This window comes from Belnapia moabensis DSM 16746, assembly GCF_000745835.1.
In the GTDB taxonomy this organism is placed as follows: Bacteria; Pseudomonadota; Alphaproteobacteria; order Acetobacterales; family Acetobacteraceae; genus Belnapia; species Belnapia moabensis.
Genome location: NZ_JQKB01000019.1, coordinates 16,844 through 38,550 on the forward strand (window position 1 = coordinate 16,844; position 21,707 = coordinate 38,550).

25 protein-coding genes are annotated in these 21,707 nt (G+C 69.6%); 12 read left to right on the forward strand and 13 right to left on the reverse strand.

What is annotated here, in order from left to right; translation table 11 throughout:
* The first annotated feature begins 22 nt into the window (after positions 1-22).
* Positions 23-1,273: a capsule biosynthesis protein gene (locus EP26_RS13990; protein WP_052389170.1), complete on the forward strand. Its 1,251-nt coding sequence runs from the start codon at positions 23-25 to the stop codon at positions 1,271-1,273.
* A 38-nt stretch (positions 1,274-1,311) separates the two neighbouring features.
* On the opposite strand, the gene EP26_RS13995 is transcribed toward EP26_RS13990, so the two are convergent.
* On the reverse strand, positions 1,312-2,142 hold the full coding sequence (locus EP26_RS13995) for an aldo/keto reductase (RefSeq protein WP_043339314.1): 831 nt from the start codon (positions 2,140-2,142) through the stop codon (positions 1,312-1,314).
* Positions 2,143-2,177: 35 nt separating this feature from the next.
* Here EP26_RS13995 and EP26_RS37475 point away from each other — a divergent pair, with 35 nt between their 5' ends.
* The 5 genes from EP26_RS37475 to EP26_RS14015 all read left to right on the forward strand — a co-directional run bounded on the left by EP26_RS37475 (position 2,178) and on the right by EP26_RS14015 (position 5,300).
* Positions 2,178-2,795: a hypothetical protein gene (locus EP26_RS37475; protein WP_245624396.1), complete on the forward strand. Its 618-nt coding sequence runs from the start codon at positions 2,178-2,180 to the stop codon at positions 2,793-2,795.
* Positions 2,792-3,331, forward strand: a complete 540-nt coding sequence (locus EP26_RS37480) for a sigma-70 family RNA polymerase sigma factor (protein WP_043339315.1) — start codon at positions 2,792-2,794, stop codon at positions 3,329-3,331. The genes EP26_RS37475 and EP26_RS37480 overlap by 4 nt, the downstream gene beginning before the upstream one ends.
* Entirely contained in the window at positions 3,328-4,023 is a 696-nt protein-coding gene (locus EP26_RS14010) for an anti-sigma factor (RefSeq protein WP_043339316.1), read from the forward strand. Before EP26_RS37480 ends, EP26_RS14010 begins: the two co-directional genes overlap by 4 nt.
* Before the next feature lie 234 nt (positions 4,024-4,257).
* Positions 4,258-4,401, forward strand: coding sequence for a hypothetical protein (locus EP26_RS34845; RefSeq protein ID WP_157033536.1), 144 nt, complete (start codon positions 4,258-4,260; stop codon positions 4,399-4,401).
* A gap of 110 nt (positions 4,402-4,511) precedes the next feature.
* Entirely contained in the window at positions 4,512-5,300 is a 789-nt protein-coding gene (locus EP26_RS14015) for a DUF4394 domain-containing protein (RefSeq protein WP_043339317.1), read from the forward strand.
* Positions 5,301-5,339: 39 nt separating this feature from the next.
* Here EP26_RS14015 and EP26_RS14020 read toward each other — a convergent pair whose 3' ends face one another.
* Positions 5,340-6,266, reverse strand: coding sequence for a BKACE family enzyme (locus EP26_RS14020; protein ID WP_043339318.1), 927 nt, complete (start codon positions 6,264-6,266; stop codon positions 5,340-5,342).
* On the opposite strand from EP26_RS14020, the gene EP26_RS14025 reads away from it, so the two are divergent.
* From EP26_RS14025 to EP26_RS14040, 4 genes are read left to right on the forward strand one after another with little or no spacing between them, the layout of a single operon-like run.
* Complete coding sequence (locus tag EP26_RS14025; RefSeq protein WP_245624397.1) at positions 6,235-7,125, forward strand: sulfite exporter TauE/SafE family protein; 891 nt, start codon at positions 6,235-6,237, stop codon at positions 7,123-7,125. The genes EP26_RS14020 and EP26_RS14025 overlap by 32 nt on opposite strands.
* An 11-nt stretch (positions 7,126-7,136) precedes the next feature.
* A complete protein-coding gene (locus EP26_RS14030; RefSeq protein ID WP_043339320.1) occupies positions 7,137-8,528 on the forward strand; it encodes an amidase in 1,392 nt (463 codons plus the stop codon).
* A 51-nt stretch (positions 8,529-8,579) separates the two neighbouring features.
* Complete coding sequence (locus EP26_RS14035; RefSeq protein WP_084112542.1) at positions 8,580-9,140, forward strand: peptidoglycan-binding domain-containing protein; 561 nt, start codon at positions 8,580-8,582, stop codon at positions 9,138-9,140.
* A 58-nt stretch (positions 9,141-9,198) separates the two neighbouring features.
* Entirely contained in the window at positions 9,199-9,537 is a 339-nt protein-coding gene (locus EP26_RS14040) for a hypothetical protein (protein ID WP_043339321.1), read from the forward strand.
* Here the strand turns inward: EP26_RS14040 and EP26_RS14045 are convergent.
* The 11 genes from EP26_RS14045 to EP26_RS14095 form a co-directional block, all read right to left on the reverse strand.
* Positions 9,534-11,096 carry an ABC transporter substrate-binding protein gene (locus EP26_RS14045; RefSeq protein WP_043339322.1) on the reverse strand — a complete coding sequence of 521 codons (1,563 nt, stop codon included), beginning with the start codon at positions 11,094-11,096 and terminating at the stop codon, positions 9,534-9,536. The two genes, EP26_RS14040 and EP26_RS14045, sit on opposite strands and share 4 nt — an antisense overlap.
* 34 nt (positions 11,097-11,130) lie before the next feature.
* Complete coding sequence (locus EP26_RS14050) at positions 11,131-11,916, reverse strand: succinate dehydrogenase iron-sulfur subunit (protein ID WP_043339323.1); 786 nt, start codon at positions 11,914-11,916, stop codon at positions 11,131-11,133.
* A gap of 15 nt (positions 11,917-11,931) precedes the next feature.
* The gene (sdhA, locus tag EP26_RS14055; protein ID WP_043339324.1) at positions 11,932-13,743 is read right to left on the reverse strand and encodes a succinate dehydrogenase flavoprotein subunit; all 1,812 of its coding nucleotides are present in this window, start codon (positions 13,741-13,743) and stop codon (positions 11,932-11,934) included.
* Positions 13,744-13,775: 32 nt separating this feature from the next.
* On the reverse strand, positions 13,776-14,174 hold the full coding sequence (gene sdhD / locus EP26_RS14060) for a succinate dehydrogenase, hydrophobic membrane anchor protein (protein ID WP_052389173.1): 399 nt from the start codon (positions 14,172-14,174) through the stop codon (positions 13,776-13,778).
* Between the two features lie 13 nt (positions 14,175-14,187).
* The gene (gene sdhC, locus EP26_RS14065; protein ID WP_342669102.1) at positions 14,188-14,571 is read right to left on the reverse strand and encodes a succinate dehydrogenase, cytochrome b556 subunit; all 384 of its coding nucleotides are present in this window, start codon (positions 14,569-14,571) and stop codon (positions 14,188-14,190) included.
* A gap of 360 nt (positions 14,572-14,931) precedes the next feature.
* Positions 14,932-15,246, reverse strand: a complete 315-nt coding sequence (locus tag EP26_RS14070) for a DMT family transporter (RefSeq protein WP_043339326.1) — start codon at positions 15,244-15,246, stop codon at positions 14,932-14,934.
* Entirely contained in the window at positions 15,246-17,009 is a 1,764-nt protein-coding gene (locus EP26_RS14075; protein ID WP_043339327.1) for an ABC transporter ATP-binding protein, read from the reverse strand. The genes EP26_RS14070 and EP26_RS14075 overlap by 1 nt, the downstream gene beginning before the upstream one ends.
* A gap of 10 nt (positions 17,010-17,019) precedes the next feature.
* Entirely contained in the window at positions 17,020-18,234 is a 1,215-nt protein-coding gene (locus EP26_RS14080; protein WP_084112543.1) for a CCA tRNA nucleotidyltransferase, read from the reverse strand.
* A complete protein-coding gene (locus tag EP26_RS14085; RefSeq protein ID WP_043339328.1) occupies positions 18,231-18,482 on the reverse strand; it encodes a hypothetical protein in 252 nt (83 codons plus the stop codon). The genes EP26_RS14080 and EP26_RS14085 overlap by 4 nt, the downstream gene beginning before the upstream one ends.
* 3 nt (positions 18,483-18,485) lie before the next feature.
* The gene (locus tag EP26_RS14090) at positions 18,486-19,073 is read right to left on the reverse strand and encodes a CoA pyrophosphatase (protein ID WP_043339330.1); all 588 of its coding nucleotides are present in this window, start codon (positions 19,071-19,073) and stop codon (positions 18,486-18,488) included.
* 10 nt (positions 19,074-19,083) lie between these two features.
* Positions 19,084-19,581: a DUF1285 domain-containing protein gene (locus EP26_RS14095; protein WP_043339331.1), complete on the reverse strand. Its 498-nt coding sequence runs from the start codon at positions 19,579-19,581 to the stop codon at positions 19,084-19,086.
* Between the two features lie 224 nt (positions 19,582-19,805).
* Here EP26_RS14095 and EP26_RS14100 point away from each other — a divergent pair, with 224 nt between their 5' ends.
* Positions 19,806-20,828: an AAA family ATPase gene (locus EP26_RS14100; protein WP_043339332.1), complete on the forward strand. Its 1,023-nt coding sequence runs from the start codon at positions 19,806-19,808 to the stop codon at positions 20,826-20,828.
* A gap of 56 nt (positions 20,829-20,884) precedes the next feature.
* On the forward strand, positions 20,885-21,703 hold the full coding sequence (locus tag EP26_RS14105; RefSeq protein WP_245624398.1) for a DUF58 domain-containing protein: 819 nt from the start codon (positions 20,885-20,887) through the stop codon (positions 21,701-21,703).
* The last annotated feature ends 4 nt before the right edge of the window (positions 21,704-21,707 follow it).

Here is a 21,707-nt window from a genome sequence, read left to right on the forward strand (position 1 = left end):
TTCGCTGCGAAACGGGCCGGGCATGGCCGCCACTCCAGACCAGCCTGCGCCGGGGAGACGCCGCTTCCTCTTCCTGCAGGGGCCGATCAGCCCCTTCTTCGCGGAGGTTGCGGCCGGGCTGCGGGCTCTCGGGCATGATGCCTGGCGAATCAATCTCTGCCTCGGCGACAGGCTGTTCTGGCAGGGGCCGGGGGCAGTCGATTTCCGCGGGCGGCTGGCGGAGTGGCCGCATTTCCTCGAGGGCTTCTACGCGTGTCACGGCATTACCGACCTCGTGCTGCTCGGCGAGCAGCGGCCCTACCACAAGCCGGCCATCGCCCTCGCCAGGGCGCGCGATATAGGGGTAACCGTGACGGATTTCGGCTACCTCCGTCCGGACTGGGTGACGCTGGAGCGCGACGGCATGGGGGCCGAAAGCCGGTTCCCGCGCGATCCTGAGGGGATCCGGGCTCTCGCCGCCCGCTGTCCACCGCCTGACCTGCGCGAGCACCATTGGGACAGGTTCGCCACGCAGGCGCGCTGGGACGTGCTCTTCCACCTGGCCTCCTCGCTGCCCTTTTCCTTCCCACATTACGAGAGCTTCCTGCTGCACGCGCCGGTCCCGGCCTATCTGGCGACCGGGCTCCGCCTGCTGCTGCGCAAGCGCGAGACGCAGGCGGCGGCGGAGACACTCAAGCGACTGACCGCGCTCGGCGTGCCGCTCTACCTCTTCGCCATGCAGATGGAGACCGACTACTCCATCCGGGCCTATTCCCGCTTCCCCGACATGGACAGCGCCATCGCCAAGACGGTGGCAAGCTTCGCCCGCCATGCCCCGCCCGAGGCGCGGCTGATGGTGAAGGTCCACCCGCTCGACCCGGGGCTGAAATCCTGGGCGCGGCGGGTGCGGCGGATCGCCCTGCAGCATGGGGTGGAGGGGCGCGTCGCCTATCTCGGCGGGGCGCTGCCGATGGAGCAGGTGATCGACCGGTGCCGCGGCACGGTCACGGTGAACAGCACGGTCGGGGTGAAGGCGATCGCCATGGGCTGCGCCACCCTACCGCTCGGCCAGGCGATCTACGACGTGCCCGGCCTCGCTTGGCAGGGCGGGCTGGACCGTTTCTGGGGCGAGGCACCGCCACCGGAGCCGACGCTTGCCGAGGATTTCATCCGCGCCCTCGCCGCCAGCCTGCATGTGCGTGGCTGCTACTACACGCGGCCGGGGCTGGACGTGGCCGTCGCCGGCGCCGTCCGGCGGCTGCATCTCGGGGTGCTGAACGAGCCTGAAGCGTGATCGCCGAGGCCGGCACGGCCGCAGGCGTGAAGCACGAGCTACAACATCGCCAAGGACCGTTTCCGCTTCGGCGGCGGAAAGGCGGCATCGAGCGCTTCCAGATCCTCGGGCGCAAAGCGAAGTTCGCCGGCCGCGGCGTTCAACCGGACATGCGCCTCGTCGGCCGCCTTCGGGATGCTGATGACTCCGCCTTGCCGGAGCGTCCAGGCGATCGCCACCTGGGCCGGCGTCGCGCCGAGCCTCCGGGCGACGCCTTGCAAGGCCGGGTGCCGTAGAAGCGCCCCACCCTGGCCGACCGGACTATAGGCCATCACCGGCATCCGCCGCTCGCGGCAGAAGGGCAGCAGGTCGAACTCCACCCCGCGATGCTCGAGGTTGTAGAGGACTTGGTCCGTCGCACAGTCGGCCAGCGCCGGGCCAAGCTCTTCCAAGTCATCCACATCGAGGTTGGAGACACCCCAACGGCGAATCTTGCCCGACCCCCGCATCCGCTCCATCGCCTCGACCGTATCCTCGAGGGGCACCGAACCCCGCCAATGCAACAGGTAGAGGTCGAGGCGGTCGGTCCGCAAACGCTTGAGGCTGCGCTCCAGCGCCGCCTCGAGCTTCCGGCCGCCGGCATTATGGGGATAGACCTTGGAGACGAGGAAGACATCGCTGCGCCGCCCGGCGATGGCTTCGGCCACCACCTCCTCGGCGCCGCCTTCGGCATACATCTCGGCGGTGTCGATCAGGGTCATGCCGAGATCGAGCCCGAGGCGCAGCGCATCGGCCTCCCGCCGCCGGTCGCCGCCGCGCTCGCCCATATGCCATGTACCCTGGCCGAGCGGCGGCACCTTCGTCCCATCCGCCAGCGTGATCGGTGCCATTCCGTCCCTCCGCATCCCAGCCTATGCTCGGCCCCATGCCGCGCATCGTCCTAGCATGCCTCGTCCTTTTGCTCCTCGCCGGCACTGGCCGGGCGCAACCGCCGGAGGAGATCGGCAGCTGGCGCCTCGCCTGCGTCGCCGATCGCATGACCGACCGGGCGGCCTGCCTGCTGCGCCATCGCGATTGGCTGGAACGGCCTTCCGGCGCCGGCAGTGGCCTCGCCTTCGAGATCATCGACCGGCGCGGCCGGCTGGTTCCCGCGGTGACGGCGCGCGAGTTGACGCTGGACGACGCAGCGCGCGGCCTGCTGGCGCTCTCCGGCACGGCGCAGCTTCGCTTCCCGCCCAACCGGATGGTGGAGATGCCCTGTGGGCTCGAGGGGCGCAGCATCCTCTGTACCCCGCGGGCCGAGGATGCCGCCCGCATGGAAGCCGAGGTCCTGCAGGCCGACCGCGCGCTGGTGCGGCTGGTCGGCCCCGGAGGCGGCAGCAGCACGGCCGAGCCGGTGGAGCTGCGACTTACCGGCACGCGCGAGGCGGTAGCCCGCTTCGCCCGGCAGGTCCCGCGCGAATCCCAGGCCGCGGTGGAGCCGCCCCCTGGCCTCGATGGCCGGGAGTTGTTGCAGCGCCTTTATCGCCTCTTCGCCCAGTGAAGGCGGAAGCCCCGGCGGCCGCACTGCTCGCCGAGATCGCTCGCGGCGACCGCGCCGCGCTCCGGGCACTCTATGAGCAGCAGGCGACGCGGCTCTTCGGCATCGCCCAGGCCATCCTGCGCGACCGCGAGGCGGCGGCGGATGCGATGCAGGATGCCTTCCTGCGCATCAGCCAGCGGGCGGCGCAATTCGACCCGGCACGGGGCGAGGCGGGCGCCTGGCTCGGCGCCGTCGCCCGGCATGCGGCGCTCGACCTGGCACGGACGCGCGGACGGGAACTGCCGACGGATGACCCGGCGCTTGGCGACACGGTGGTGGCGCCTGAGGCACTGGAGCGCGTCGCCGCTGATGCCGAGGGCCGACGACTGCACGACTGTCTCTCGGCGCTCGACGAGAAGAACCGTAAGGGAATCCTGCTCGCCTTCGTGCATGGCCTGTCGCATGCCCAGGTGGCGGCGCGGCTCGACCTGCCGCTCGGCACGGTGAAGGCGTGGATCCGCCGCGGCCTCCTGCAGCTGCGGGAGTGCCTGACATGATCCCGACCGATCCGCAGGACCGCGACATCCTCGTCGGGGAGTATGTCCTCGGCACGCTCGATGCCCGGACGGCGGCGGAGCTGGAAGCGGCACTGCCGGGCGATGCCGCGCTGCGCGCCGCTCTCCATGCCTGGGAAGCACGCCTTGCCCCGCTGATGGTTCTGGCCGGGCCGGAGGCGCCGCCACCGGACCTCTGGGACCGGATCGAGGCGGCGTTGCCCGGCCCGGCACGGCCTGCGCCGGCTCCGAAGCGGCGCGGCTGGCTCGACCCATGGCGCGGCTGGGCGATCGGAGCCAGCGCGGTGGCGGCAGGCCTCGCGGCGCTCATCGTGATCCGCCCCGCGCCCGAGCCTCCGCGGCTGATGACCGTGCTGCTGACCCAGCGCGACCAACCGGCCTGGGTGGTGGAGGCCGACCCCGGCGGCCAGCTGCGGCTCGCTTCGCTCAACCCGCGCCGCCTCGAGGAGGGTCGGGTTATGCAGCTCTGGGGCTTGCCGCCAGGGGCAACGGTGCCAACCTCGCTCGGCCTCATCCCGCCCGAGGGGCGGCTGACGGTGAGTACAGGCGGGCTGCGGCCAGAGCCTGGCATGCTGATTGAGATCAGCCTGGAGCCTCCCGGTGGCTCGCCGACGGGGCGTCCAACCGGACCGGTGCTCTTCATCGGGCAGCTGACGGCGGCGGGAGCGAGCTGAAAGAGACCTCGCTCAGGAATTAGCAACAAGTCTGGTAACTCAATCAACGGCAGTATTCTATTCTTAGAAATGCATCACGGCCTCGTGACTGCTAAACTGGATCAGCCGGTTCCTGCCGGCCGCTCGTGCCATGGGGGTGCGGGTTACCAGCGCTGGACACGAGCATGCCCGGACCTTTCCCGTTCGATTACTGCCTCCGCTTGTCCTGCTGCTCCGATCAGGTGGCTTGATCCGATGTCCGAAGCCAATACGGCTCGCCCTCGCCGCAATACGATGTCGCGGGAGGAGGAACAGGGGCGGATGTCGCAGTTCATCACCGGCGCAATCTTCCTGGCGGTAATGCTGCTGCTTTTCGTGCTGTCGGGCTTTCGTGGGTGAGGGCGATTCTCGCGCTCCCGTGAAAGATTGCGGCGCATCCATCCCCGGACGCGCTCCGTAAGGCTAATAGCGGCACCGGAATGGTTGCCGCTTCCTTTCGGAGAGACGCCATGACCCGCACCACCCACTTGATGCTCGCCGCCGGCGCCGCCCTCACCCTCTCGGCTGCCGGCGCGCAGGCCGCTACCTTGGTCGGCCTGACCGCCGACAATCACCTCGTCCGTATCGACAGCCAGACCCGCCGCGGCATGGCACCGGTGCGCGTGACCGGCACCGAGGGCCGGCTACTCGGCATCGATGTGCGTCCGGCCGACATGAAGCTCTATGGCCTGACCGATGCCGGTCAGATCGTCACCATCGATGCGGTGACCGGCCGCGCCACCCAGGTCAGCCGCCTGTCCGAGCGTTTCGAGAGCGGCGGCCGCGCGACGGTCGACTTCAACCCGGTTGCCGACCGGCTGCGGGTCATGGGCATGAGCGGCGTCAATTTCCGCGTCAATGTCGAGACCGGCGCGGTGGTGAAGGACGGCCAACTCCGCTACCAGGCCGGCACGCCCTGGGCCGAGACCACGCCGCGCGTTGTCGCTGGCGCCTATACCAACAGCGTGGCCGGCGCGACGGCGACGATGCTCTTCACCATCGACACGCTGAGCCGCAGCCTGAACCTGCAGGCCCCGCCGAATGACGGCGTGCAGCAGCCCAAGGGCGAGATCGCGCCGAGCCTGCCGGTGGGCGTCGCCTTCGACATCATGCCGGAGACGGGCGGCGGCAACATGGCGGTGCTGATGACCGGCGCCACGCTGCATAACGTCGACTTGTCGAACGGCAAGGCGACGACCGTCGGCACGGTGAGCGGCCTGCCGCAGGCCGAGGTGATCGACATCGCCATCATGCCGTAAGGCCCAGCGGGGCGGCGGTCCGCCGCCGCCCCGGCCGCCTCAGAACCCGACCTTGTCGCCGCCCTTCAGCGCCAGAATCTGCCGCGCCTCGGCGGGCGTGGCGATCTCGAGGCTCAGCTCCTCGAGGATGCGACGGATTTTCGCCACCTGCTCGGCATTGCTCTTCGCCTGCACGCCGCGGCCAAGCCAGAGGCTGTCCTCCAGCCCGACGCGGACATTGCCGCCGAGCATGCCGGCCATGGTGGTGAAGGGCATCTGGTTCCGCCCCGCCGCCAGCACCGACCAGACATAGTCCTTGCCGAAAAGCCGGTCCGCCGTCTCCTTCATGAAAAGCAGGTTGCGCGGCTCGGCGCCGACGCCGCCCAGGATGCCGAAGATCGTCTGGGTGAAAAGCGGCGGCTCCACCACCTTGCGGTCGAGCATATGGGCCAGATTGTAGAGATGGCCCACATCGTAGCACTCGAACTCGAAGCGGGTGCCGTGGCCCTTGCCGAGCCGCTCGACGATTTGCTCGATGTCCTTGAAGGTATTGCGGAAGATGAAGTCCGTCGTGCCTTCCAGGTAGGGCCGCTCCCACTCGTACTTGAAATTCTTGATCCGGGCGGCGCTGCCTGAGATGTTGAAGTTCATCGAGCCCATATTCAGCGAGCACATCTCGGGCTTCGCCTGCAGCGGCGCCGCCAGCCGCTCATCGACCGACATGCCAAGGCCGCCGCCAGTGGTGATGTTGATCACTGCATCGGTCGATTGCTTGATGACCGGCAGGAACTGCATGAACACCTTCGGGTCCGGCGTCGGCCGCCCGTCATTCGGGTCGCGCGCATGCAGGTGGATGATAGCCGCACCGGCCTCCGCCGCGGCGATCGACTGCTCGGCGATCTCCTGGGGGGTGATCGGCAGGTAGTCCGACATGCTGGGCGTATGGATCGCGCCGGTGACGGCGACGCTGATGATGACCTTCGACATGCAGTCCTCCTCCCGATGGATGTCGGGGCACTATCGGCGGGACGCGGCACGGCGTGAAGGCTTCACGCTCGCTCCGGGCCGGGCAGGACTGATGCGGATGGCCTTCCTCCAGGACATGCCGCAGGGCGCGGCGCTCGGCTGGCTGCTCGGTGCGGCGCTGGCCGGTGGGCTGGCGCGCGGCTTCTCCGGCTTCGGGGCAGCGCTGATCTTCGTCCCGCTCGCCTCGGTGGCGCTCGGGCCGCAGGGGGCGGCGCCGCTGATGCTGCTGGTCGAAGCGGTGGCGATCGTCAGCCTCACCCCCGCCGCATGGCGAATGGCAGATCGGGCGCAGGTGGGCTGGCTGGCGCTCGGGGCGGTGCTGGGTACGCCGCTCGGCGCGGCCATCCTGGTGTACGCGGATCCGCTCTCGCTGCGCTGGGGCATTGCGCTGGGCATCCTCGGCCTGCTCGGGCTGCTGGCTTCCGGCTGGCGGTTCCGCGGCCGGCCGAGCCTGCCGGCGACGCTCGGCGTCGGGGTGGCGGGCGGGGTGCTGGGCGGCGTCGCCATGGTGAGCGGGCCGCCGGTGATGGCCTACCTGCTCGGCCAGGCGGGGCCGGCGCGGCAGGTGCGGGCCTCCTTCGGCCTCTTCCTCGCGGCCGGCGGGCTGATCGCGGGCATCGCCTATGCGGCGGCGGGGCTGCTGACCGCGGCGCTGGCGGCGCCCTTCCTCGTCACGGCGCCGGTCTATGGGGTCGGCATCTGGCTAGGAACGCGGATGTTCGGCCTTGCCAGCGAGTGTGCCTTCCGCCTCGGCTGTTATGCCATGATCGCGCTAGCCGCCCTGCTCGGCTTGCCGCTCTGGGACGGGTTCTTGCGATAGGAGGCTGTGTGATGGGCCAGTATTCGCCGAAGGAATTCCAGCCGCTGCGCTGGTACGATTCGGTGGCGCGCTTCGCCGTCGGCGCCGATTCGCCGCGCGCCTATCTCGAGCGCTGCCTTGAGACTATTGCGGCGCGGGAGCCGGTGGTGCGCGCCTGGGCGGCGCTGAACAAGGCGGGCGCGCGGATGGCTGCCGATGCCAGCACCGTCCGCTGGCGCGAGGGTCGGCCGCTCTCGCCGATCGACGGCATGCCCATTGGCATTAAGGACCTACTCGAGACGCGCGACATGCCGACCGAGATGGGCTGCGCCGGGTACAGGGGCAACTTCCCGAGGCGCGACAACGCCGCGGTCTGGGCGCTGCGCCAGGCGGGGGCGGTGGTGCTCGGCAAGACGGTGACAACGGAACTCGGCGGCTCCCATCCCGGCCCGACGACCAACCCCTTCAACCCGGCGCGGACGCCGGGCGGTTCCTCCTCCGGCTCGGCGGCGGCGGTCGCGGCGCGGATGGTGCCGGCGGCGATCGGCACCCAGGTCGGCGGCTCCATCATCCGCCCCGCCGCCTATTGCGGCAATGTCGCGCTGAAGCCGACCCAGGGAGGCATCAACCGCGGCGAGCGGCAGGCGACGAGCCAGAGCACCCACGGGCCGCATGCCGGCTGCATCGAGGACATGTGGCAGGTGGCCATCGAGATCGCCGCGCGCTGCGGCGGCGACCGGGGCTCGTCCGCCCTGACGGGGCCGATGACCCTGCCCGCCGCGGCGCGCCCCGAGCGGTTGATCGTTATGGAAACCGAGGGCTGGGCCAGGCTCGATGCCGCCAGCCGCGCCGCCTTCGAGAGGCTGCTGGAACAGCTGCGCAGCGCCGGCATCACCCTGCTCCGCCGCACCGACCATCCGCTGATCGAGGCCTTCGAGCAGGGCATCGCCGAAGGACGGGCGATCTGCGGCGCCATCACCGGCTGGGAAAATCGGTGGGGGCAGCGCAATCTGCTCGACCAGGATCCGGAGGCCCTCAGCCCGCGCGCCAAGGCCATCCTCGCCCGAGCCGAGGCAATGAACCCAGCGGATTACGAAGCCGCCCTCGCCCGGCGGGAGGAGGCGCAGGCGCGCTTTGCCCGCATCGCGCCCTTGGCCGATGGGGTCATCGCCCTCGCCTGCCCGGGCCCGGCGCCGCTCTGGTCCGGCGATCGACCGGGCGAGCCGCTGGCCCCGCGCCCGACTGGCGACTTCGTTTTCAACGCCCCCTCCTCCATGCTCTTCGCGCCAGCGGTGACCATGCCGCTGCTGGCCGTCGGCGGCATGCCGGTCGGGGTGCAGCTGATGGGGCAGATGCATCAGGATGCTCGCATCACCGGCTTCGCCCGATGGATGCTCGGCGCAATCGATCCGGTTTTTGCCTGAACCGCGCACCGTTTCGAGTGTTACGCCCCGGACAGAACGGGAGCAGGAACGATGCGGACTCACGGTTGGATCCTCGCGGGGATGCTGCTCGCCGGGCAGGCGGCGGCGCAGCAGGCGCCCTCGCTCATGTACAGCCAGCCCCTGGCGCCTGCTGCGGTAACACAGGTGCAGGAGCGGCTGCGGCAGGCCGGGCTGTATAGCGGCCGACCGGATGGGGTCTGGGGCCCCGACAGCCAAGCGGCGCTGGAGCGCTTTCAGCAGAGCCGTGGCCTCCAGGTATCCGGCCAGATGAATCAGGCGACGGCGGCAACGCTCGGCCTCGGACCTTCCGAGTTGCTGGCCGCTGGGCCGACCGCCGGCCCCGCCCCCGGCACGCCGGCCGCCATGGCGACCGACCCGCTGAGCCCGGCTGCGGTGCGCAACATCCAGAACCGGCTCAGGGCGATGAATTTTTATCGTGGCCCGGTGGACGGGGCCTGGGGTGCCGGCACGCAATCGGCCATCGAGCGCTTCCAGCAAGGCCGCGGCCTGCAGGCGACCGGCCAAGTGAACCCGGCGACGGCGGCCGCCCTTGGCCTCGACCCGAACAACCTGGCGGCACCGGTCCGGTAGGGATTTCTTCGGCTTTCGCTGGCTAAGCTGCCGTCATCGCACGGATGACGGCAGCTGCATGTCCAGATCGATCGCCGAGGTGAAGAACTGGATGACCATGTTCCGCTGGATCGTGAAGGTCATCCGCGACGACTACGGCATCGAGGAAGCACGGCTGACCCGGCATGCCCAGCTCGAGACGGAGCTTGGCCTCGGCATCGAGCAGGTGGAGGAGGTGCTTGGCGTCATCGGCCAGAGCTTCGCCATCCGCTTCCCCGAGGGCGTGCTGGACGAGGTGCTGCGGCTGGAAGAGCTCTGCATGCTGGCGAGCTGGCTGAAGGGTTTCTACAAGCAGCCGGAATTCATCTCGGAAGGCTTCGCGGCGCAGTGCCGCGCCGCGAACCCCGGGATGCCCTAAGGCGCGGGGCGGACGCCCATGGCGATGGTCCGCTCATCCATGCGCGGCTCGTGCCGCAGCCCGCGGCGATGGGCCCAGGTGTTGATGTACTGCACGAGCTGGATCATCGGCTCCTCCTCGGCATAGAGCGCCACCGCCTCCCGCCAGATCGCCTCACGCGCGGCGTCGTCCATCGTCGACGCGCCACTGAGCAGCAGCGCGTCGAAGCGCGGGTCGGAGTGGCGGGTCATGTTCGAGGGGCCGGTCAGCTTCTGCCGGTCATAGGTCGAGACGATGGCCAGCAGGTAGTTCGACCCCTCCCCGGTCGAGCTGCCCCAGGCGCCGAGTTGCATCGCGTGCTCCTGGCGGGATCGGCGCGGCACGAAGGCAGCGAAGGGCATGGCGTCCACCTGGGTCCGCACACCGATCCGCGTCCACATCTGCGCCACGGCCTGCGCGAGGCGGCTGTCATTGGGCCAGCGGTCGTTGGGCGTCGCCAGCACCAGGCGGAAGCCCTCGGGGAAGCCGGCCTCGGCCAGCAGGCGGCGGGCTCCCTCCGGGTCGAAGGCGCGCGGACGGACCTCCGGGTTGTAGCCGAAGGCGCCGCGCGGCAGCCATTGAGCTGTGGTCTCGGCCGCTCCCTCCATCACCCGCTCCACCAGGGCCTCCCGGTTGATCGCCATGGAGAGGGCGCGACGGATGCGGACATCGTGGAACGGGTTGGCCGGCAGGGGTGTGCCCGCATTGTCGGTCACCAGCGGCGTAGGACCGGTGCGAGAGTAGTCCGGCGAGAGGAAGACGGTGCGGGTGCTGGGGCTCTCTGTCACCACGAGCTTCGGGTCGCGTCGCAGCCGGGCCAGGTCGCTGGTCGGGATCTGCTCGATCAGGTCGACGTCACCCGAGAGCAGCGCCGCGGTCCGCGCTCCGTCGTTGAGGAGGAAACGAACCGCGACCCGTGCCCAGGGCTCCCGCTCGCCCCAATAGGCGTCATTCCGAACCAGTTCCACCCGGTCGCCGGAGCGGTAGGAGGCCATGCGGTATGGCCCGGTGCCGATGGCGGCGCGGCCGGTGTTGTAGTCCTCGGTCTGGGCGCCCTCCGCCGCGTGACGGGCGATGATGCTGACCGAGGCCAAGTCGAGCGGCAGCAGCGGGTGCGGCTGACGGGTATGGATGCGGACGGTGTGCGCATCCACCACTTCGGTTCGGGCGATGGCACGCAGGAATCCGCCGAAGCCGCCCGGGCTGTTGGGCACGTCGGGGGCGCGGGCGAAGGTGAAGGCGACATCGTCGGCGGTGAAGGGCCGGCCATCATGCCAGGCTACGCCACGGCGCAGCCGGAACTCCCAGAGCGTGTCGCTGATCGCCCGGTAGTCCTCGGCAAGCGAGGCGTAGGGCCGGGCTTGCCCGTCCCGGTCCACCAGCCGGTCGAAGACCTGCATCCCGAGCGCGTTGTTCGGGCCGAGATTGTGGTAATGCGGATCGATGGTGGTGACCACGGCGGCATAGCCGATGGTCAGGCTCTGGGCAGCGGCAGCCTGCGCCCAAAGGGCGCAGGCTGCCAGCGCAAGCAGGCTTCTCATGGGACGCTCCCGGGCTTTTGCCCGGGAGCCTACATCAGGTCTCGCGCTCGACCATCATCTGCTTGATCTTGCCGATGGCGGCCGCCGGGTTCAGCCCCTTTGGGCAGGTTCGGGCACAGTTCATGATGGTGTGACAGCGATAGAGCCGGAACGGGTCCTGCAGGTTGTCCAGCCGCTCGCCTGTCGCCTCGTCACGACTGTCGGCAATCCAGCGATAGGCCTGCAGCAGCACCGCCGGGCCGAGGTACCGGTCGCCATTCCACCAGTAGGACGGGCAGGCAGTCGAGCAGCAGAAGCAGAGGATGCATTCCCACAACCCGTCGAGCTTCGCCCGTTCGTCCTTGCTTTGCAAACGCTCGCCATCCGGCGGCGGCGGGGTCTCGGACTTCAGCCAGGGCTCGACGCTGCGTAGCTGGGCGTAGAGCTGCGAAAGGTCCGGCACCAGATCCTTCACCACCGGCATATGCGGCAGCGGGTAGATCTTCACCTCACCCGAGACGTTGTCGTCGATCGGCTTGAGGCAAGCCAGCGTGTTCAGCCCGTCGATGTTCATCGAGCAGGAGCCGCAGATGCCCTCGCGGCAGGAGCGCCGGAAGGTCAGCGTGGTGTCGACCTCGTTCTTGATCTTGATCAGCGCGTCGAGAACCATCGGCCCGCACTTATCGAGATCGATCTCATAGGTGTCGGTGCGCGGGTTCTCGCCGCTGTCCGGATCCCAGCGGTAGATCTTGAAGGCCTTGACGTTCTTCGCCCCGGCCTCGGCCTTGTGAGTCTTGCCGGGCTGGATCGTTGAGTTCTTCGGCAGCGTGAAAGTAGCCATAGGGGGTGCGGTCCTTCAGTACACGCGCGCCTTGGGGGGGAAAACCTGGACCTCGTTAGTCAGGGTCCGCATCTTCACGTCGCGGTAGTCGAGCTTCACCGCGCCATCCTCGCCGACCCAGGCCAAGGTATGCTTCATCCAGTTGGCGTCGTCGCGCTCGGGATAGTCCTCCTGCGCATGGGCGCCGCGGCTCTCCTTGCGGGCATCGGCGCTGACGACGGTGGTGACGGCATTGCCGATCAGGTTGTCGAGTTCCAGCGCCTCGACGAGGTCGCTGTTCCAGATCAGGCTGCGGTCCGCGACGCGGATATCCGCGTAGGCGGCCTGCACCTTCTTCATCTTCTCGACGCCCTCGGCCAGCAGCTCCGAGGTGCGGAACACGGCCGCATGGGTCTGCATCGTCTTCTGCATGTTGCCGCGCAGCTCGGCGACGGGGGTATTGCCCTTCGCGTTGCGGACGCGGTCGAAGCGGTCGAGCGCCTTCTCGCCGGCGCGCGAGGGCAGCGCCGGCTGGGAGGCACCCGGCTTGATCGTCTCCGCCGCCCGGTGCGCCGCGGCGCGGCCGAAGACCACGAGGTCGAGCAGCGAGTTGGTGCCGAGCCGGTTGGCGCCGTGGACGGAGACGCAGGCCGCCTCGCCCACCGCCATCAGGCCGGGGACCACGCGGTCCTGGTCCTGCGCCGTCGGGTTCAGCACCTCGGTGTGGATGTTCGTCGGGATGCCGCCCATGTTGTAATGGACGGTCGGGAGCATCGGGATCGGCTCCTTGGTCACGTCCACGCCGGCGAAAATCTTTGCCGTCTCGGAGATGCCGGGCAGCCGCTCATGCAGCAGGTCGGCGCCGAGATGCTCGAGATGCAGGTGGATGTGGTCCTTCTGCGGCCCGACGCCGCGGCCCTCGCGGATCTCCATCGACATGGCGCGGGAGACGACGTCGCGCGAGGCGAGGTCCTTCGCCGTCGGCGCATAGCGCTCCATGAAGCGCTCGCCCTCGGAGTTGGTCAGGTAGCCGCCCTCGCCACGCGCGCCCTCGGTGACGAGGCAGCCGGAGCCGTAGATGCCGGTCGGATGGAACTGGACGAATTCCTGGTCCTGCAGCGGCAGGCCAGCCCGCAGCACCATGGCATTGCCGTCGCCGGTGCAGGTATGGGCGGAAGTGCAGGAGAAATAGGCCCGGCCATAGCCGCCCGTCGCCAGCACCGTGGTCTGGGCGCGGAAGCGATGGATCGAGCCATCCTCGAGGCACCAGGCGGTGACGCCACGGCAAGCGCCCTCCTCGTCCATGATCAGGTCGAGGGCGATGTATTCGATGAAAAATTCGCAGTTATGCTTCAGCGACTGCTGGTAGAGCGTATGCAGGATGGCATGGCCCGTACGATCGGCGGCGGCGCAGGCGCGCATCGCGGGCGTCTTGCCGTAGTTCTGCATGTGGCCGCCGAAGGGCCGCTGGTAGATCCTGCCGTCCTCGGTGCGGGAGAACGGCACGCCGTAATGCTCCAGTTCGATGATGGCCGGGATCGCCTCGCGGCACATGTATTCGATGGCGTCCTGGTCGCCGAGCCAGTCGGACCCCTTCACGGTGTCGTACATGTGCCAGCGCCAATCGTCCTCGCCCATATTGCCGAGCGCGGCGCCGACGCCGCCCTGGGCGGCGACGGTGTGCGAGCGGGTCGGGAAGACCTTGGTGATGCAGGCGGTCTTCAGCCCGGCCGCACCCATGCCGAAGGTGGCACGCAGGCCGGCGCCGCCGGCCCCGACCACGACCACGTCATAGGTATGGTCGACGATCCGGTAGGCGCCGCGGGAGGGCATCGTGATAGCGTTCATCGCATCGATCCATTCATCTCAGAGTGCCGACCTCAGACCGCGATCCGCAGGACCGCGAGCGCCGAAGCCAGCGCCAGCAGGACACAGATGGCCTTCACCGCCAGAATGCCACCCATCTTCACCCATTCCTGGTTGGCATAATCCTCGATGATCACCTGCACGCCGGCCGCAGTATGGTGGAAGCTGAGGCCGATGGTGGCGAGCAGCAGCACGGCATTCCAGGGCCGGCCGATCCAGGCGACGGTCGTCTCATAGGAGGCGCCGGCGAGCGAGGCGGCCGAGAGGGCGAACCATATCGTCAGCGGCAGCAGTGCTATGGAGGTGACGCGCTGCATCCACCAATGATGTGTGCCGCCCTTGGCAGAGCCGAGCCCGCGCACGCGACCGAGCGGCGAGCGCATCGTGGTGTTATTGGCATATTCGTTGGCCATGGCGATGCGTTCCTCAGCCCCAGGCGATGAAAGCGATAACCCAGGTCAGCACGGTGGCGACCGCCGTGCCGATCAGCACCCAGCGCCCGGTCCGGTAGGTGTCCTGGATCTGGTAGCCGTAGCCCGCATCCCAGGCGAGGTGACGCACCCCATTCAGGGTGTGGAACCAGGCGGCTGCTGTCAGGCCGAAAAGGCCGAGCATACCGAGGAAGGACGACATGAACCATTGCACGTTGGCGAAGGCCTCCGGCCCCGCCGCCGCGGCCACCAGCCACCACACCATCAGCACAAGGCCGACCGACCAAGCCGCGCCGGTGATGCGGCTGCTGATCGACAGCGCGCTCGTCATCTGCAGCATGTCGTAGACCTGCAGGTGCGGCGAAAGCGGCCGTTTCACGGGCGAGCCATCCGATCGGCGGCCAGCCATGGTCGCCTCGCGCGAGTCCTGCATGATAGGCATCGGGTCATCCACTCCGGGGGTGCCCGCGCCGCTCGGGCCGCGGCGCAGGTTGATTACGGGTATTATTGTGCTCCGCGGCATAGCGTCAATTCCACGAGACGGGCGCGAAATGCATGCCTGCCCATGGTATAGGAATGTTATCCTTTCCCCATGGCCGATTCGCAGCACCCCGACCCCGCCCGGCGTCCGCTCTCCCAGCGGCTGCAGCCAGTCGCCGAGTTCCTATACAAGGCAATCCTCGCCACTTCGGCGATGCTTGCCATCTGGAAAGCCCTGCATTGAGCAACGCGGCGCCGCTCAACTCGTCGCCTTCAGCCCTGCGACTCCAGCAAGGATGGAAACGAGGCAGAGGATGCGAGCGGCGCTCGCCATCTCGCCCTCTATCGCCATGCCCCAGAGCGCGGTGCCCGCCGCGCCGATGCCGACCCAGACGGCATAGACCGTCCCCATCGGCAGCACCTGCAGCGCACGGGACATGCAATAGAAGCTGACCCCCATGCTGGCGACCGTCGCGAGGCTCGGCAGCAACCGCGTGAAGCCTTCGGTGTATTTCAGCAATACAGCCCAGACGATCTCGAATCCGCCGGCGATGATGAGCCAAATCCATGCCATCAGCCGGCCTCCACCGGCGCAGAACCGAATTGGGTATGCACGAGCCGCGCATAAAGCCCGCCTGCCGTCATCAGCGCCGCATGGCTGCCCTGCTCCACCGCGCGGCCATTCTCCATCACCACGATCCGGTCGGCATCGCGCACCGTCGCCAGGCGATGGGCGATGACGAGCGTCGTCCGCCCCTGGCGCAGCCGGGCCAGGGCGGCCGAGACCAGGGCCTCGTTCTCCGCGTCGAGGGCGCTAGTTGCCTCGTCGAGCAGCAGCACGCGCGGGTCGCGCAGGAGGGCACGGGCGAGGGCCACGCGCTGCTTCTGACCGCCCGAAAGCCGCCCGCCGCCCGGCCCGAGCGGCGTCGCATAGCCCTGCGGCAGAGCCGCGATGAAGTCGTGGGCGGCGGCGGCACGGGCGGCGGCCTCCACCTCGGCCTCTGTCGCCCCCGGCCGGCCGCAGGTGATATTGGCGAAGGCGGTGTCGTCGAAGATCACCGCGTCCTGGCCGACATAGGCGATGGCGTCGCGCAGCGAGGCGAGCGTCACCGTACGCAGATCGGCGCCGTCGATGCGGACGGCGCCGCTCGTCGCATCGTGCAGCCGCGGCACCAGGGCCAGCGCGGTCGACTTGCCGGCCCCCGAAGGCCCGACCAGCGCCACGGTCTCGCCGGGAGCGGCGGTGAAACTGAGCCCCTCCAGCGCCGGCTCGGCCGTACCCAGGTAATGGAAGCCGACCTCGGCGAATTCAACGCGCCCCCGCCCCGCTGGCAACGGCCCTGCCCCCGGGGCCTCCACCACGAGCCGCGGCCGGTCCATCACGGCGAAGACGCGGGTAAGGCCGGCCAGCCCTTCCTGCAAGGCGGCATTCAGCGAGCCAAGGGCGCGCACCGGCCGCGAGGCGATCAGCAGCGCCGCGACGAAGCCCGTGAACTCACCGACCGTCCCCTCGCCCTGCGCCACCCGCCAGCCGACGAAGGCCAGAACCGCGGCGACGGCGATGCCGCCCAGCGCCTCCAGCATCGGGTCGAGGCTGGCGCGAGTCCGTGCGATGCCGAGCAGCGCCGCCCGTAGCCCGGCAAAGGTGCGGGCGGCGCGGGCCTCCTCCTGCTCCTCCAGCCGGTAGGCGCGGACGACGCGGGCGGCGCCGAAGCTCTCGGTGAGCTGCGCCGCCGTCTCGCCCATCCGCTCCTGCATCCCGCCCGAGGCGCGGCGGATGCGCTTGCCGAGGCGGAGGGTGGGCACCACCGCGATCGGGTACATCACCGCGGCGATGAGCGACATCTGCCAGTCGAGCCAGACCATGGAGGCGACGAGGCCGATGACGGTCAACACATCCGCACCGCCATTGATCGACTTGGTCAAGGCCTCGCGGATCGCCGCCGCATCGACGGTGAAGCGGCTGGCATGGCGCGCCGGCGCATCGGCGGTGACGGCGGCGAGGTCGGCCCGGGTCAGGGCCCGGAACAGGTCGTTCTGCAGCCCTTCGATCACCCGGAGCACCACCGCCTGGACCGCGACCGCCTGGCCGTACTGCGCCAGCGCCTTCAGGCAGGTCACGGCGATGATGACGGGCGGGATGACCCAGGCGATGGCGACATCGCCCGAGGAGAAGCGGTCGAAGCCCTGCTGAATGACGATGGGGTAGAGCGCCGTCAGCCCCGCGAGGAGCAGGGTGCAGAGAATGGCGAGCGCGATGCCCCGCCGGTGATGGCCGAGATAGTCCCGCGCTAGGCGGGCGATGAGGGCGCGGGAGGACGGGTCGATGGCGGCCATGCGGCGGGGTTTAGCCGCTGGGCGGCGCGGCGGCCAATTCCTGCAGCCGCGCGAGGCAGGCCTCGCGGTCGGCCACGCAGCCGCCCTCCAGCCACCAGGCTCGCAGCGCCGCCAGCAGTCGCCCGACTGAAGGGCCGGGTGCGAGGCCGGCGGCCAATGCATCCCGCCCCTGCAACGGGAAGACGGGGCGCGGCATCGCCGCGATCCGTTGCCGCAGTGCCGCCCAGCCCTCACCACCATGCCTCGCTTCGGCGAGCCAGGCACGGTCGAGCGATGCGGGCTTGTCGAGGCCGGCGAGCAACCGGCGCAGCGCTGCATCCGCATCCGCCGGCTCCGGCCATGGCGAGCCAAGCCGGTCCTCCAGCGCCGCACGCTCTTCGCCGGAGAGGCGGAGCCGGTTCGCCACCGCCGCCACGGCCTCGGGCGGCAGCAAGGCCGCGACGCGCAGAATGGGAGAGACCGGCGCGCCGATCGCCACCAGCCGGTCCAGCAGGCCGAGCCCCGGCGCCTCCGGCAGTACGGCACCAAGCACACCCGTCTCCGCCATCAGCGTCAGCGACTCGCGCGGATCGGGCGCCTCCATCAACCGCTTGATCTCCATCCAGACCCGCTCGGCCGACAGCCGCGCCAGCCCCGGCACCGCCACGCGGATCGCCGCCACCGCTGCCGGATCCGGCCCGCCCGTCCCATAACGGGCCTGAAAGCGGAAGAAGCGCAGCGCCCGCAGGTAGTCCTCCCGCAGCCGCGTCGCCGGGTCGCCGACGAAGCGGACGAGCCCTGCCGCCAGATCCGCGCGCCCGCCGAAGTAATCCCATAGCTCTCCGGTGGCGGAGAGCGACATGGCGTTAATGGTGAAGTCCCGCCGCGCCGCGTCCTCGCGCCAATCGGTGGTCCAGGCGACCTCGGCATGGCGACCGTCCGTTGCTAGGTCACGGCGGAGGCTGGTCACCTCCACCGGCTCCTTGTCCAGGACGGTGGTGACTGTGCCATGGGCGAGGCCGGTCTCGAAAACCTTGAGGCCGGCTGCGCGCAGCCGCCGCGCGATCTCCTCCGGCGGCAGCGGTGCAGCGACATCCACGTCATGCAGCGGCAGCCCGGCCAACGCATCCCGCACCGCGCCGCCCACGGCCCGCGCCCCGGGCAGTACCGCCAGCACGGCGGCCGGCGCACCGCGGCCGAGCAGCACGGGCGGCGCGATCCGGTCGGCGGGCGGGTCCTCGCTCATTGCCGCGGCTCCACCCGGTGCGGCACCACCTGCCCATCCGGTCCGAGCTGCGCCGGCACATAGACGGTTCCCGGCGCGATGCTCACCGAGAGCCCGTACCAGACAGCTCCAGCGATCCCGCAGAAAATTGCGATGGCGAGGGCCCAAACCAACCCGGTCGGCACCGCTTGGCCGGGATTCAACCGGCGCCAAAGCATGAAGCCGCCCAAAGGCGCCAGGAACAGCAGCAACTCGACCAGATAGAACAAGGATTACCCGCGCAGAACTCGGGCGAGGTTGACCAGGATGGCCGCCGTCGCCCCCCAGATATAGTGCCGCTCATGCGGCCAGACCCAGAATTCCCGCATGCGGCCTTTGAACTCAGCCCGCCGCCGCTCCGGCGCGTCGGGGTCGAGCACCACCGAGAGGGGTAGCTCGAAAGCCTCCTCCACCTCCCCCGGCTCGGGCGTCAGGTTGAGCGGCGGCACCACCATTCCGACCACGGGGGTGATGCGGAACCCCGTCCCCGTCGCATGCGGCGGCAACCGGCCGAGAAGTTCCGGCAGGCGGGGATCGAGCCCCACCTCCTCCGCCGCCTCACGCACCGCCGCCGCTTCCGGCGTCTCTCCCGCCTCGATCCGACCGCCGGGGAAGCTCACCTGTCCGGCATGGGATGTCATCTTCGCTGCGCGAAGGGTCAGCAGCACGGCCGGAGCGGGATGAAGGACGATCGGCACAAGCACCGCGGCACCGATCATGCGGGAGGGGCTGAGCCCTTCGGAGTCATCCGAGGCGGTGGCGCCGGCCCGGGCCAGCGCCGCCGGGTCGCCCATGCGGGCCGCGATCTCGGCCGCCGTCATGCGTCGCAGGTCACTCGGCCGCCGTCTCCAGCGCCTGAACCTCGTCGATCGGGAAGAAAACACCCTCCGACCAGACGCCGAGCATCTCGCGCCCATCCACCATCTCGGTCTGGCCGAGTGCAACAAGCTCGTAGAAGACGGCCCGGTTGATCTTGGCCTCGAGGCCCGGGCGGATGGTGATGTAAGGCCTTGGCTCCCGCGTCACCGGGCAGAGATGCACGCGGATCGGATGCTCGGCATTGGCCGTGACGATCTCGTCGAGATTGGTACGGAAAGTGAGACATTGCTTGGGCGCGCAGCCATCGCCGCAATCGCAATGGCGCCAGCACAGCTCGACCGCAACGAAGGGCGCGTCCTCCACCTCGATCCGGCCGCGCTCTACGGGAGTCTCCAGCCAATAGGTGCCGTCGGCCTCGCGCCGCATCACGCTGGCGAAGAGGCAGACCAACTCCTTTCGGTTGATGGGACTGCCCTGGTAGTACCAGGTACCGTTGCGGTCGATCCGCATCTGGAAGTTCTGCGGCTCCGGTCGCGGCCGCGTTGGTCGGCGCGCAGGAGGCTGTCGAGCCCCTTGGCCGATCACTCCGTCCTGCACGGGGACCTCCCCATTCACCGCTTTGTCCATGCCCTGCGAGGCCATAGGCTACTGCCGCTCCCTGTCCCGTGACGCCATCTGTCCCAGGGGCGCCTCGCTTTCGAAGCGCTGGGGGTCATATAGGGATCGTGACCGGGATGGTTGAAGTGGCGGATACAGGATTGAGTAACCCTTCGGCAGACGCCGCAACATTGGTCGCCGAGGTCGAGGCGCTCGGCGATCGGCTGCGTCAGGTTCGCGAGGCCATCGGTCGGGTGATTTTTGGCCAGCAGGCAGTGGTGGACCATACCCTCATCACCCTGCTCTCCGGCGGCCATGCCCTGCTGGTCGGCCTGCCCGGCCTCGGCAAGACCAAACTTGTAGAGACGCTGGGCGCCGTGCTCGGGCTGGATGCCAAGAGGGTGCAGTTCACGCCGGACCTCATGCCGGCCGACATCATCGGCTCCGAGGTACTGGAGGAGAACGAGGCCGGCCGTCGTGCCTTCCGCTTCCTCCCTGGCCCGGTCTTCTGCCAATTGCTGATGGCGGACGAGATCAATCGCGCCAGCCCACGCACCCAGTCCGCCCTGCTTCAGGCGATGCAGGAGCAGCGGGTTGCCGTCGCCGGCGTGATCCACCCCCTGCCCGCTCCCTTCCATGTTCTGGCGACGCAGAACCCGATCGAGCAGGAGGGCACCTACCCCCTGCCCGAGGCGCAGCTCGACCGCTTCCTGCTTGAGGTGGAGATCGGCTATCCGGACGAGGCCGCCGAGCGCGCCATGCTGCTGGCCACCACCGGCGCGCGCGAGGCGAAGCCGCTCCAGGCCCTCGGCGCCGCCGAGTTGATGGCGGCCCAGGCGCTGATCCGCCGCATCCCCGTCGGCGAGAGCGTTCTGGATGCCATCCTCACCCTCGTCCGCAGCGCGCGGCCCGAGGGCTCGCCGATCGAGAGCGTCCGCCGCCAGCTTGCCTGGGGCCCCGGCCCGCGTGCTGCCCAGGCGCTGATGCTGGCGACCCGTGCCCGCGCCGTGCTCGATGGCCGCCTCGCTCCCTCGGTCGAGGATGTGCTGGCGCTGGCCGAGCCGGTGCTGCGCCACCGCATGGCCCTCACCTTCTCGGCTCGGGCCGATGGGGTACAACTCGGCGAGGTGATCGCCACGCTGAAGGGCCGCATCGCCTGATCGCCCCGGCCAAGACTCTCCAGGCCGAGGCGCTCGGCGCACGCCTGCCACCATTGGTGGTCGCCGCCGACCGCGTCGCCGCCACCGTGCTGCAGGGCGTCCACGGCAGGCGCCGCAGCGGCCAGGGCGATGCTTTCTGGCAGTACCGCCCGTTCCTGCCCGGCGACTCCGCCGCACGCATCGATTGGCGACAAAGCGCCCGCTCCGATCGGCTTTTCATTCGCGAGACGGAATGGGAGGCGGCACAGACCGTCGCCCTCTGGAGCGATGCCTCGCGTTCCATGGAATGGACCTCCGGCCCCGGCCGCCCCTCGAAGCGGGAACGGGCCGATTTGCTGCTGGCTGCACTGGCCTCGCTCGTATTGCGCGGCGGCGAGCGGGTGCGGCTGCTCGGCGGCGGCGGGCGGAGCCATGCCGGGCGGGCCGGCCTCACATCGGTGGTGGAGACCGTCTCGGCCATCAGCAAGTCCCGTTCGCTGCCTCCCAACGATCCCGCCCTGCCGCGGCATGCCCGTAGCGTGCTGATCGGCGATTTCCTCGCCCCACTCCATGAAATCCATGCCACCGTCGCCGAACTCGCCGCCCGGCCGGTGCGTGGCCATATCCTCCAGGTACTGGACCCGGAGGAAGAATCGCTCGGCGAAAGCAACCGTCACTACACCGGCCGCGTGTTGTTCGAATGGCAGGGCGATACCTCGGTGCTGGTGCCGCGGGTGGAGACGGTACGCGGCCACTATGCCGAGCGGCTGCGGCAGCACCGCGCCGGCCTCGCCGCCATCGCCGCGGCGGCTGGTTGGACCTTTCTCACCCATCGCACGGATCAGCCCCCGGCACAGGCTTTGCTGGCTCTTTGGCAGGCCCTCGCGCCAGACTGAAAGC

Coding starts and splice junctions, on each gene's coding strand:
- EP26_RS13990 (WP_052389170.1), top strand. CDS start 23: ATGGCCGCCACTCCAGACCAGCCTGCGCCGGGGAGACGCCGCTTCCTC.
- EP26_RS13995 (WP_043339314.1), bottom strand. CDS start 2,142: ATGGCACCGATCACGCTGGCGGATGGGACGAAGGTGCCGCCGCTCGGC.
- EP26_RS37475 (WP_245624396.1), top strand. CDS start 2,178: ATGCCGCGCATCGTCCTAGCATGCCTCGTCCTTTTGCTCCTCGCCGGC.
- EP26_RS14010 (WP_043339316.1), top strand. CDS start 3,328: ATGATCCCGACCGATCCGCAGGACCGCGACATCCTCGTCGGGGAGTAT.
- EP26_RS34845 (WP_157033536.1), top strand. CDS start 4,258: ATGTCCGAAGCCAATACGGCTCGCCCTCGCCGCAATACGATGTCGCGG.
- EP26_RS14015 (WP_043339317.1), top strand. CDS start 4,512: ATGACCCGCACCACCCACTTGATGCTCGCCGCCGGCGCCGCCCTCACC.
- EP26_RS14020 (WP_043339318.1), bottom strand. CDS start 6,266: ATGTCGAAGGTCATCATCAGCGTCGCCGTCACCGGCGCGATCCATACG.
- EP26_RS14030 (WP_043339320.1), top strand. CDS start 7,137: ATGGGCCAGTATTCGCCGAAGGAATTCCAGCCGCTGCGCTGGTACGAT.
- EP26_RS14035 (WP_084112542.1), top strand. CDS start 8,580: ATGCGGACTCACGGTTGGATCCTCGCGGGGATGCTGCTCGCCGGGCAG.
- EP26_RS14040 (WP_043339321.1), top strand. CDS start 9,199: ATGTCCAGATCGATCGCCGAGGTGAAGAACTGGATGACCATGTTCCGC.
- EP26_RS14045 (WP_043339322.1), bottom strand. CDS start 11,096: ATGAGAAGCCTGCTTGCGCTGGCAGCCTGCGCCCTTTGGGCGCAGGCT.
- EP26_RS14050 (WP_043339323.1), bottom strand. CDS start 11,916: ATGGCTACTTTCACGCTGCCGAAGAACTCAACGATCCAGCCCGGCAAG.
- sdhA (WP_043339324.1), bottom strand. CDS start 13,743: ATGAACGCTATCACGATGCCCTCCCGCGGCGCCTACCGGATCGTCGAC.
- sdhD (WP_052389173.1), bottom strand. CDS start 14,174: ATGGCCAACGAATATGCCAATAACACCACGATGCGCTCGCCGCTCGGT.
- EP26_RS14070 (WP_043339326.1), bottom strand. CDS start 15,246: ATGGCATGGATTTGGCTCATCATCGCCGGCGGATTCGAGATCGTCTGG.
- EP26_RS14075 (WP_043339327.1), bottom strand. CDS start 17,009: ATGGCCGCCATCGACCCGTCCTCCCGCGCCCTCATCGCCCGCCTAGCG.
- EP26_RS14080 (WP_084112543.1), bottom strand. CDS start 18,234: ATGAGCGAGGACCCGCCCGCCGACCGGATCGCGCCGCCCGTGCTGCTC.
- EP26_RS14090 (WP_043339330.1), bottom strand. CDS start 19,073: ATGACGGCGGCCGAGATCGCGGCCCGCATGGGCGACCCGGCGGCGCTG.
- EP26_RS14095 (WP_043339331.1), bottom strand. CDS start 19,581: ATGCGGATCGACCGCAACGGTACCTGGTACTACCAGGGCAGTCCCATC.
- EP26_RS14100 (WP_043339332.1), top strand. CDS start 19,806: ATGGTTGAAGTGGCGGATACAGGATTGAGTAACCCTTCGGCAGACGCC.